Source organism: Calidifontibacillus oryziterrae (assembly GCF_000331575.1).
Taxonomy (GTDB): domain Bacteria; phylum Bacillota; class Bacilli; order Bacillales; family Bacillaceae_J; genus Calidifontibacillus_A; species Calidifontibacillus_A oryziterrae.
Window position 1 is genome coordinate 63,420 of sequence record NZ_ANOK01000004.1, and the last position, 12,680, is coordinate 76,099.

The 12,680-nt window shown below is 35.9% G+C and carries 6 protein-coding genes; all 6 read left to right on the plus strand.

The annotated features are described in order from the left end of the window. Positions 1–26: 26 nt before the first annotated feature. The 6 genes from D612_RS0103595 to D612_RS0103620 all read left to right on the plus strand — a co-directional run bounded on the left by D612_RS0103595 (position 27) and on the right by D612_RS0103620 (position 12,445). Positions 27–3,806, plus strand: coding sequence for an InlB B-repeat-containing protein (locus tag D612_RS0103595; RefSeq protein WP_017754117.1), 3,780 nt, complete (start codon positions 27–29; stop codon positions 3,804–3,806). 191 nt (positions 3,807–3,997) lie between these two features. Further along, positions 3,998–4,720: a hemoblobin-interacting domain-containing protein gene (locus tag D612_RS0103600; RefSeq protein WP_017754118.1), complete on the plus strand. Its 723-nt coding sequence runs from the start codon at positions 3,998–4,000 to the stop codon at positions 4,718–4,720. After that, positions 4,690–8,394: a hemoblobin-interacting domain-containing protein gene (locus D612_RS0103605; protein WP_017754119.1), complete on the plus strand. Its 3,705-nt coding sequence runs from the start codon at positions 4,690–4,692 to the stop codon at positions 8,392–8,394. Before D612_RS0103600 ends, D612_RS0103605 begins: the two co-directional genes overlap by 31 nt. 316 nt (positions 8,395–8,710) lie before the next feature. Then, a complete protein-coding gene (locus D612_RS17795; RefSeq protein WP_017754120.1) occupies positions 8,711–9,655 on the plus strand; it encodes a GGDEF domain-containing protein in 945 nt (314 codons plus the stop codon). A 166-nt stretch (positions 9,656–9,821) separates the two neighbouring features. Beyond that, positions 9,822–10,502, plus strand: coding sequence for a response regulator (locus D612_RS0103615; RefSeq protein ID WP_017754121.1), 681 nt, complete (start codon positions 9,822–9,824; stop codon positions 10,500–10,502). A 2-nt stretch (positions 10,503–10,504) separates the two neighbouring features. Next, entirely contained in the window at positions 10,505–12,445 is a 1,941-nt protein-coding gene (locus D612_RS0103620) for a 7TM diverse intracellular signaling domain-containing protein (protein WP_017754122.1), read from the plus strand. Positions 12,446–12,680 lie beyond the last annotated feature (235 nt).

The following is a 12,680-nucleotide window of genomic DNA, read 5'->3' on the forward strand; positions in this document are numbered from 1 at the left end:
TTAAAGATTTGTAGGAGGCTTTAGAATTGAGAAAACCAGTAGTGATTCTAGTATTGTTTTGTTTGTTGGGGATTTCCATTTGGCTGACAGATAAAGGAGCGCGGGCGGAAACTCCGACATCGGAACATCATTTTACCTTCAATCCTAGTACAGGCACGATTACCGACTATGATAGAGCAAATGGACCAAAAGATGTCGTCATACCAAGTACAATCGGGGGAGTGCCAGTTACGACAATAGGAGATAATGCTTTTGAATGGGATGGTATAACGAGCGTAAAAATTCCTGACAGTGTCACAACAATTGGGAGCAATGCCTTTCATGCTAATAACATAACTAGTGTAGTGATTCCTGGGAATGTTCGTTCAATTGGTATGTATGCGTTTTGGTATAATGTAAATTTGCAGCATGTAACCATTGAAGAAGGGGTTCAAACTATTTGGAACGGAGCTTTCTCCGAAAATAGTAACTTAAATAGTGTCCGTTTTCCAAGATCTGTTACGACTATTGCGGATGATATATTTGATTGGGACAGTGATGTAATGGTCTATGGGTTTAAAGGGACTGCAGCGGAAAATTTTGCTGTTGATGGAGGGTTTCGATTCACTCCGCTATACCAAGTTTCATTTGTGGATGCTTATAACAATGTATTGAAAACAGAAATAGTTGATCACGGAAACAGTGCATCCCCGCCTGTTGCACCGACAATTGATTACTATAATTTTACTGGTTGGAATCCTGATTATATCAATGTATCTAGAGATTTGACAGTAAAAGCACAATATGTTCCTTATGAATACGATATTATTCTTAACAGTAACGGGGGAAGTGCAGTCGGTCCACTTCACGTAGGTCATGGGACAATCATTTCATCCCTGCCTGTACCGACAAGAGAAGGATACGATTTTGAAGGCTGGTATAAGGATAACGGTACATTCGCAAATAAATGGAGTATGGAAATAGATCTTGTACCAATAGGTGGTACGACATTATATGCGAAGTGGGACCTCAAAACGTATACAGTAACTTTTAAGGACTATGATGGAACAGAATTGAAAACAGAAACTGTAGGCCACGGCAAAAGTGCAACGGCACCACCGGCCCCAACAAGAGAAGGCTACACATTTGATAGATGGGATGTAGAGTTCACGAACGTAACAAGTAACTTAACGGTAACAGCAACCTACAAAGTCAATTCCTATACAATAACCTTTAACAGCAACGGGGGAAGTTCGGTACAAGGAGTAACAGTAGACTATGGTTCGAAGATACCCCATCCGACTTCGCCAACAAAAGAAGGTTATACCTTTGGTGGTTGGTATAAGGATGCAGCATTAACGAATTCATGGGATTTTACAACAGACACGATGCCCTTAAACGGAACGACATTATATGCGAAGTGGGACCTCAAAACGTATACAGTAACTTTTAAGGACTATGATGGAACAGAATTGAAAACAGAAACTGTAGGCCACGGCAAAAGTGTAACGGCACCACCGGCCCCAACAAGAGAAGGCTACACATTTGATAGATGGGATGTAGAGTTCACCAATATAACAAATAACTTAACGGTAACGGCAACCTACAAAATGAATTCATACAAGATTACTTTTAACAGTAATGGAGGAAGTATTGTTAATGAGGTAACTACGGACTATGGTTCAACCATACCAGCACCAGATGAACCAACAAGAGAAGGGTTTACATTTCTAGGTTGGAACAAAGACGAATCATTAACAACCCCATGGGATTTTGCGACAGAAAAAGTACAGAATGATGTAACCCTATATGCGAAATGGCTAGAAAAAAATCAATTAATAGATTTATCTATTAGTGCAGGCAAACTTAATTCAAACTTTTCCAAAAGCACTCTCTCTTATGAGGCTACTGTTGTAAATGAAGTAGAAAATCTAACCGTAACACCATTTTTATCGAACGACCAAAATGGGACTTTAATGATTAATAATCAAACCGTGAAAAGTGGGGAAGCGTCGGAACCAATTCCGTTAAATATAGGGAAAAATACGATAACATTGGTCGTTACTGAGAATGAATACTCGACTCAAACCTACACAATTACGGTAACAAGGCTAAAATCAAATAATGCTAATTTAAAAGATTTACAGATTAGTAGCGGAGCCTTGAGTCCTCTGTTTGACGAACAGATTACAAGTTATACTGCAATTGTCGAACCTACAGTATCCGAAGTACTAGTAACGGCGAATTCGGCACAGGTCGATGCAACAATAAAGATAAATGGGGTACAAAACACCGACTCGAATATAGCCTTACAATATGGAGCCAATTTAGTTACAATTGCCGTTATAGCTCCGGATGGAACTGAAAGAGAATATGAATTGAACATTACCCGTTTGAAATCAGGGAACGCAAGCTTAGAAGTTTTAACCATTGACCAAGGTATATTAATACCGAACTTCACACCTATGATTAATCAATATTCTACTAGAGTTGATAATACAATCACGAATGTCACAGTCTATGCGCAAGTAGCAGATGCAGCTTCGTCATTAACACTAAATGGAAAAACAGTAACCCCTGTCAGTGAACCAGTTCCAACAACACCTGATACGATTGTGATTGATCCAATGACGCTTACAACTGGGGATATGATTAAAGTTTCATTAACAGAATCATTCTCTTTGCAAGAAGGATCCAACATCATTCCAATAATGGTTACAGCACAAGATGGTAGTGAAAATATGTATACGATAACGATTACTCGATCGTCAAGACCAAAAGAGAACGAGGATGAAGGGGATTCTAGTAATGGAGGTGGTAATGAGGACAATCCTTCCAATGAATTACAAGACAATAAAATAGATCTAGAACCAAATGAAAAAGTGATTTTCTCAGAAAGCGGAGGCGTATTTGAGTATTTAGGTGTAAATATTAATATACCAGAAAACTCTCTTTCGAAATCAATAAAAGTAAGGATTGAAAAAATTGTAGGTACCACAGATATAAGTGATAGATTATTAGTGGGTGATATTTACGAAATCACAAAGGACGATCCTAGTCATTTTAATCGTCCAGTAACAATTACAATCATGTTCGATAAGACCAAATATAATCCAGCTAGCCATGAGCTTAGTCTCTATTGGTTGAATGAAGATACTAAAAAATGGGTTGAACTAGATGATATTGTAGTTGATATCGAAACAGGAACAATCAGCGGAACGGTTAATCATTTTACAAAATTTGCAGCATTAGCAACCTCTAAAGAAAGTTCTCCAATGGAGAAAAATAAAACAGTTATGGACTTAATTGATATTAAGGGACATTGGGCTGAACTTACAATTGTGGATTTTGTTTCTAATCGAATTGTAAGTGGCTATCCTGACGAGACGTTTAAACCAAATCATACTATTACAAGAGCAGAGTTTGCTTCTATACTTGTAAGAAAACTCCATTTAACAGATACCAGTGGAAAATTGTTTGAAGATACAAAACATCATTGGGCAAGAAATGCTATATCAATAGCTTATTCTAATGGGGTTGCGAATGGTTATAATGAAACTATATTTGGGGCAGATGACCCCATTACAAGAGAACAAATGGCTGCAATGGTTGTAAAAGCCTTTCAAATAAAGGAAATGGATTCATTAAAACAGTACAAGGATGATTCTGCTATTTCTACATGGGCAAAACCAGTAATGAAAACAGCTGTTGCACATGGTATCATTGGTGGCTATCAAGATGGTTTTATCAAACCGAAAGAAAACGCAACTAGGGCGGAAGCTATAACTATAATCGATCGAGCAGCAAAACTTGGTTTTAGCCAATGATAGGTTAATCTTCGTAGAGAAGGGCCATGATTAATGGTAATATAGTTGAAAAACTGGGGGATTTTTCCTCCGGTTTTTTGTTTTCATGACTTTTTCATGACTTTTGTCATGAAGAATATGACTTTTCAAAACTAAAATAATAAAAGAGAAAATACAAGATTACAAAAATTATGTAGAAAGGAAAAAATAACATGGATATACCGAATCATAAAGAATTAACTCGATTAATTAGAAAAATAGTAGTTTGGATAACAGTTATCGTTTTTTTAACTCCGATGTCAATGCCTTCAAGTCAGGTTGAGTATGTGTATGCAGCAAGTGAAGCCATTCAAAATCTAGAAGATCCGAGCGCTGCTGATGATGTCATGGGCAGCAAAATGACTACTGCTAATAGTACTACACCAGATACTATAAGAGTAGTAAATACTACTTCAGCCGATGAACTACCAACTTTAACCTATCAACCCCAATCCACTATAGGGACACCTTTGGAAATAACATATACAGGTGGTGACGACCCGCCAGCATTAACAGCAGATGGGACAAAAAATGACACAGTAACACCCTTAGAGATTTCGTATTCTGTGGATGCTAATGGGTGGGCCGATGTAATTGAATACATTTCAGCATACAATGTAAATAATGATTCAACTACAGAAATACATACCCCTAATTTTGAAATCGATAAAACCAATCGAATCATCAAAATTAATCCAGGTATTTTACCACTTGGATATTATACAATAACGATTCATGCAACTAATTTTAAAAATGCAGATGTTATGCAAAAAGTAAATGAACCTATGCCCCCAAAATTAACAGCAGATACGACAGATAATTATGGGGATCAGCCAATTGAAATTACATTTGAAGATGATGGAATGTGGGGCGTTACATTACAAGTATTACAGTAAGTTGGTTTGACACCATCATTCCCCTTAGTCCGACTGATTACACAGTTGATGAAGAAAATGGAAAAATCATCATTAATCCGGATGTAATACAATACGTAGGTCTGGACTATACAGTTGAAATAAAAGCTACTAATTACAGTGTTGCAACTTTGAAATATCAAGAGATTAAAGCATATGATCCACCAAGATTGGTTGCAGATTCAACAGACCGCTATCCAACCATGCCAATAGAATTAACCTTTGTTGATGATGGAAGGTGGGCACAATTAATAACAGGAATGAGGGTAAACGGTCAACCGGTGTCAAATTCTGAATATACCGTTGATGGAGCATCTGGGAAGATAACGATTAATCCAGGTGTATTAAATGCAGGAGAAATGAACGGCGTTGAAGTTCTTGCCAAATATTACCGTGCATCAGGTGTTTTTCAAGTGGTAGATGCTACTAAAGAACCACCTATCGTAAATCCTGATACTTCAGAAAGTTATCTATTAAATCCATTGGAACTAACCTTTTCGCCAGATGATGAATGGGCAGATTCTATTTCACAAATAACAGTACAAGAGCAAACAAAAGGGATTAATTTTACGTTGCCAAAAGAAAATTACGAAGTTAATAAAACAGCACATACTATTACATTAGTACCTGGAATATTTAATGAAAAAGGATATTATAAAATAACCATTTCAGCAGAGGGATATTCGGACGCCTATTTTTGGCAAAATGTAGATTTGAAATCACCTCCTCGTGTAGAGGAAGATACAACGAATAATGAGTATTCAAGAAAGCTAGAATTAACTTATACAGATGATGGGATATGGAGTGATACAATTACTTCTATTACTGCAACTAATTTTAATAACGGACAGACCATTACGTTGGCTGCCTCAGATTATAGTATAGATAAAATAAGCGGAATAATTACAATAAATCCGGGTGTATTAAATATTGGGAATTACCAAATTAAAGTTAAAGCACCAAACTATTATGACGCACAAATTTATCAAACTGTAACGGAGCTACCCACTATTTCATTAACTCCGGATACAACGGAAAATGATGCAACGAATGATATAGAAATTACATTTACAGATGACGGAAACTGGGCCAAGTCCATTACTGGGATAAAAGCAAAAAATATAATAACAAGGCTAGAAACTACATTAACAGAAGGTGTTGATTACACAGTAGCTGGAATTGGTGGGAAAATCATTATTAAGGCAGGAGCATTAGCACCGGGAACATACGATATTATCATCACAGCAACAAGCTATAAAGACACAATTGTCAAACAGACGATATTATCCCTCATTCCACCTAAAGTGGAATCGGATACCACGCATAATGGGAAGTCAACACCAATAGAGTTAACATTTACAGATGATGGACGTTGGGCAGATGCGATCACGGACATCCAATTTGCAAGACCGGTTAGTAATCCTGTTTCCATAAATAAAGATCAATATCAAATAGATAAAGATACCGGAATGATCACCATTAGACCGGGAGTTTTTCCATATGATGAAACGTATACAATCACTATTAAAGCTACTAATTATGAAAATGTAGTCCTTACTCAAGTAGTTATGACAAGTTATCCGCCAACAGTAGAATCAGTTCAAACGGAAATTGATATTAAAACACCCATTGAGCTAAAGTTTACCGACGATGGATACTGGGCAGATGCGATAACATTAGTTGAAGTTCACAACCCAGATTCAACAAAAACAAACTTAATATTAGATGAGAATTTTACAGTCAATAAAGCAGCAGGAACAATTACCATAAAAGAAGGGATTCTCAAGCGAGGAAATAGCAACATTGCGATTTATGCAACGGGTTACTATTTGAAGCTTATTCGCGGTATTTATGTAACGAACATAAAGCCGCCGATAATCACAGCAGATTCAACGAATAATACCATTCTCAATCCTTTGGAGGTAACATTTACTGATGATGGTCAATGGGCGGATGCCATTACAGAGATCGTTATGGTTGATGGTTGGGTATCGACCATCATCCCTGAAGATGAATACGAAATAAATGGGGAAAAAGGGACCATCAAGATAAACGCAGGAATTTTATCCGCTGGAACACGCATGATTAAAGTGAAAGCTACCAATTATGAAGATGTAAGTGTGGACCAAGAAGTAAAGGATGTACTTTTATTAAGTGATTTAAAATTAAATAATAGATCAGTAGTTTATGATGCTTATAGAGGAGGTTACATTACAACTGTAAAAAACGATGAAGCTAGCATAAAGGTAATGCCAATTTCTATTGATCCGAACTATACTATTACGGTTAATGGTCAACCAGTATTAAGCGGGCAAGAATCTGCAGAAATACGATTAAATGCTGTGTTCCCTGATAAGAATGTTATTAAAATTGCGGTTACAACAGAATCTGGAACGATAACAAAAGAATATGAACTAATCGTAACTAGAGCAGTATTAGAGGAAGTAACGGATTCTAGTCAGCCAATACCGTTAATAGGACCGACCTCTTTTGTCATTCCAGCGAATGTCTCAGATGTTAAGGTTTCAGTGGCGGCACGAGATAATGGTAATGGTGGCAAGGAAAGTTACATAATGGTGGATGCTCAGCAACAAACTAGTCTTGGTACGATTATACTTGAAATACCAGAGGGGAAAGTGACAGGTCCAGCTAATTGGAATGGTGAACTATTGTTACCAACGGTTAGGGGAAACAATTCGGTTACTGTTCCAAATGCTTCAGCTATACACGCAGTAGTTGAAGTTGGTATTGCAAAAAGTTCATTACAGTTTGAAAAAGCTGTTAAGATAGTGATTCCTAGTCAAGCTGGAAAGGCAGTTGGATTTATCGATAATGATGGGAAATTTAAGAAGATTGAGACGAAATTGAATCCATGTAACCAAACTGCGGCAGATGCATTACCAGTTGATGGAGAGGCATATTGTACGGAAGGAAGCAATTTAGTTATATGGACTAAACACTTTACGAAGTTTGTTAGTTACACAGAAAAATCTGGTTCATCAAACGATAATAATAATGGCTCATCTGGTGGCGGAGGTGGTGGAAGTACAACAACTCCATCAAATCCAACTGAGAAAGTGGAACAATTGGCTGAAGAAGTGTCAGAACAAAATGATGACACTCCTGTTAATCCGACTGTGATTGAAATGACGGATATCAACGGTCATTGGGCTGAAAAAGAGATCGCCTATCTTGTTTCAAAAGGCGCTGTCAACGGCTTCCCAGATGGAACATTTAAGCCAAACAATACTATTTCAAGAGGAGAATTCGCTTCCATTATCGTTAAATCATTAGGTTTAACGTGTGAAGAAGGCAGGGTGTTCTCTGATACAGCCAATCACTGGGCGAAAGATTGTATTGCAACAGCCGCTACAAACGGACTTGTAGCTGGACTTGAAGCAGATAAGTTTGCACCAAATGAACCGATTACACGAGAGGAAATGGCTGTAATCATTGCCCGGGCGGCAAAACTAGAAGTCTCAGAATCAAATACTACTTTCAAAGATGATTCTCAAATTTCATCTTGGGCAAAAGCATCTGTAACGGCTGCTGCGAAACAAAATCTTGTTGGTGGTCTACCAAACGGAACATTTAATCCGCAAGGAAACGCCACTAGAGCAGAAGCAGTAGCGATGATTACGAGGATAATAGAGTAGTAAAGAATGTTGAAGAGGTTGACTAAAAATGGTCAACCTCTTTTCTTATATTTTTTTAAAGTTATGACTTTTTACTGACTTTTGTCATAAAATTTATGACTTTTCAACAATATAATGGAAAAAGCACAAACGATATTTTTCAAATTATTAAATTAGAAAATGCCATCTTTCATTTTTTATACTGATAAGAAAGTATAAATTTAGTGGATATCAGTATAAGAAATACATCGACTTCCGCCATTACGGGCGGAAAGTCGTGTTTTTCTAGTGCTTTTTTTGAATATCGTCATGATAAAGTTTGGAGGGCTAACATAAGATGATTCACCCAATTTCTAAGATTAATATAGGGATTAGTAAAGAAATTGTAGACATAAAAGATGAAGTTGAAAAAGTCGCAAAAATGACGATTGATACAAATCATATCCCCCACCCCCAAAAGGTAGAACAAATATTTCGATGTGCTATTGAACAGCCAGATATTTTAGAATTTCTATTAAAAATGCGCTCTGCAAGCGATGTTGGGCGATTACGTTTTTATAGGTATATAAAAAATTCTATATTTGCAACAGTCATCGGTATTAATTTGAATATGGAAAATGATGAACTCATTTTATTAGCAAGAGCTTATTTAATATATGATATTCATTATAAAACTTTTCTTTCAAATAAGGAGTTAAGAGAAAAAAATAGGCAATTAAATAAAGAAAATTACAAGATTAAAACATTAAACGAAAAATTGAAAATAATATCTGTTCAGGACAATTTAACGAAGGTATTAAATCGAAACGGTTATGAAGAATATTTGCATTCGGAATGGACCCAAGCAACAAGAACGGGTGATCCTCTTTCTGTTTTACTACTTGATGTTGATAATTTTAAGTCTTATAACGACACGTATGGACATCAATCTGGAGATGTTATTTTGAAAAAGGTGGCAATGACAATTCAAGAAAGTGTAAGAGGATCAGATATAGTGGGCAGATATGGTGGGGAAGAGTTTATCATAATCCTTCCACGTACTAATAGGGAAATGGCAAATGTCACTGCAGAGAAGATAAGGTCTAATATAGAAAACCTAAGAATTAAGCATCCTTTATCTAAAGTAACCCCTTATTTGACTGTCAGTATTGGTGGTACAACTTTCTTTCCGAAAGCAACTGATGTATCGACGGAGCAGTTAATTAATGATGTTGACCAATTTTTATTTCAAGCAAAAAGAAAAGGTAGAAATCAAGTGTTAATGTCTCCAAAAAAAGAATGATGTTTTTCGGAAAAATTTAACAAATAATAGAAAATAGTTTGGCAATTTTAATGAGTAAAATATTTATATTGATGAAGGTCCAAATTTATTGAATAATTAATTAAGTGTCAGGGAAATTTTAGTATCTTATAAGTTTATGTAAATTTGAATTTGGCTGGTGAGAGAAATGTGTCCGACTACTATATTAATTGTAGATGATCAAACACTGATGAGGGATGGTTTGAAAACGATTCTTGATCTTGAAGAGGATATGGAGGTTATTGGGGCAGTTTCGAATGGGGAAGAGGCTTATGAGTTTGTGAAGGAGCATTCACCTTCCGTGGTATTAATGGATATTAGGATGCCGGTAATGAATGGGGTAGAGAGCATGAAACGAATTATCAATGAATTTCCGGATACAAATATTATCATGTTGACTACCTTCGATGAAGAGGAATATATCATTGAGTCGCTTGTAAACGGTGCAAAGGGTTTTTTATTAAAGGATATTCAAGGGGATAAGTTGATTGAGGCCGTTCGAGATGGAGCGAAGGGACAAATGATCCTTCCGACTAATATTGCTGAAAAGTTAGCTTTAAAAATATCTGAATTATCAAAAACCTATGATCCGGATTATAAGCTTGAGAAAATCAACAAGGACCCTATGCAATTTTCTTCAAGAGAGCAAGAAATTATTACATTAATGACTCAAGGTTTGAATAATCAACAAATTTCAGAACGGCTTTATATTAGCGAAGGAACTGTGAAAAATTATATTAGTGATATTTATAATAAAATCGGCATCAAAAATCGCCCAAAAGCAATTATTTATTTTCGAAAGCTAATGGAACAATACAGTGAGGAATAATTATGAAAACAAAAATCGCAACACTACTTTTAGTACCTATTTTTTTACTAAGCTTTTTTACTAATATAAGTGCAGAGGGCCCACAACAAGCTCAGTCAGGAATGATAGATTTAAATAATAGTAGCTCTAATGAATTAACTCCATTAAATGGAGAGTGGTTTTTTTACTTGGACAAATTACTCCATCCACGAGATTTACAGATTCATCAGCCAACCACTAAAGTTCCTTTCCCCGGACTTTGGTCCAATTATTGGGATCAAAATGGGAAAGGGTTACCAAAGCAAGGGCATGGGACATTCCAAGTAACATTAAATATTCCAGAACGTGATATTGAAAAGCAAAAGGCTCTTTATATTCCCACTGTTAAGACAGCGTACAGATTGTACATTGATGGCAAATTGATGGGGGAAGTCGGTAAGGTTGGTATTAGCAAGGAAACGATGATACCGAAGTATTTACCACAAGTGTTCACATTTATGCCTCAGTCAAAGAAAGTTGAAATTGTAATTCAAACATCTAATTATTATCATATAAAAAGTGGTGTGCGCGACGAAATATTATATGGAGACGCGGACGCAGTTATAGCTTTCAAAGAAAAAGAGGTTGCTCAAAATAGCTTTTTATTTGGTATTTTCATATTAATTAGTCTGTATCATTTGTTGTTCTTTTTTAAACGAAAGAATGAAATCCGCTCCTTAGCCTTTGCACTTTTTAGTTTGGTCATTGCGACACGGATTGTTGTGATTGATCAAACGCTTTTGGTTCGATATTTTCCTGATTTTAATTGGATTTTACTCATAAAGTTTGAATATTTAACTGTTTTTTTAGGATTTTTTTTATATATAATCTTCTTAAAAACATTGTACCCAAAAGAATGGAATGGATGGATATATCGCAGTTCTCTTGTAGTTACAGGAGCCTTATCATTAATTGTCATTTTTACAGGGCCGGGTATATTTACGAATTTATTAAAGCCTTTTGGCTTGATAGCTCTAGTTTTAATCATTTATTTTTTTTATGTGATGTTTATGGCTATGCTTCATAAGCGTGAGGGTGCCATTATTAGCTTTTCTATGGGTCTATTTTTCTATATTACAGTCATGAATGATTTGCTGCACTATAACGGATACATTCAATCAATTAGTATGGTACCATTTGGTTTTTTCATTTTTCTTTTCTCACAATTTATTATGCTGACACAAGAATATGCAAAATCCTTTAATGAAGCTAACCGGTTAAATGATTTACTGCAAAATCTTAATGGGAAATTAGAAGAGCGAGTTAAGGCTCAAACGGAATCATTAGAGCAATCGATGAAGGAGACCGCCATAGCTCTATCGGATAAAATGGTATTAGAGGAACGAAACCGCTTAATTGGGGAAATCCATGATACAGTTGGACATACGCTTACGACTATCAATATCCAAATTGAAGCTGGTAAGCGACTAATTGAAAAAAAACCGTCCGATGCAAAGGAAAAGCTAGAAAGATCTCAAGAGCAAATACGCATTGGCTTGAATGAAATTAGAAATTCACTGCGCTTATTAAAGGATCATGGACAAGGCTCAAGTGATTACTTGTTTTCGTTGAGGAATCTAATATTAAATACAGAAAAAAGCACCGGAGTTTCGATAAAAGCGGAAATGAAAGTGACGACACCTTTATCTATAAAGCAGCAATCGGTATTGTATCGAGCTCTTCAAGAAGGATTAACAAATGGAATTAGACATGGTGAAAGTAATAATTTTAACTTTTCCTTGTATGAGTCGGATGAATATATTATTTTCATGCTGGAGGATAACGGAAAAGGAGTTGGAGAAATCCAACCAGGACTTGGTCTATCAATGATGAAGGCACGTGTTGAGGAGCTACATGGAGAAATGTATATTGAATCTAATAAAGGAAAGGGATTTTCTATCGAAATCTGCTTACCCATCAAATAATTTCAACCCCTTCAAAATAGAAGGGGTTGTTTAGATGTTTTTTGCAATTCAATCATATCAGTATAATTTTACCCCCGTCAAAATAGAAGGGTTAGATACTTTTTGCAATTCAATCATATCAGTATAATTTTACCCCCTTCAAAATAGAAAGGGATGTTTAGTAATTTGGACGGCAGTGTCACTTTGTTACAAATTTCAACCCTTCAAAATAGAAGGGGGTGTTTAGTAATTTGGA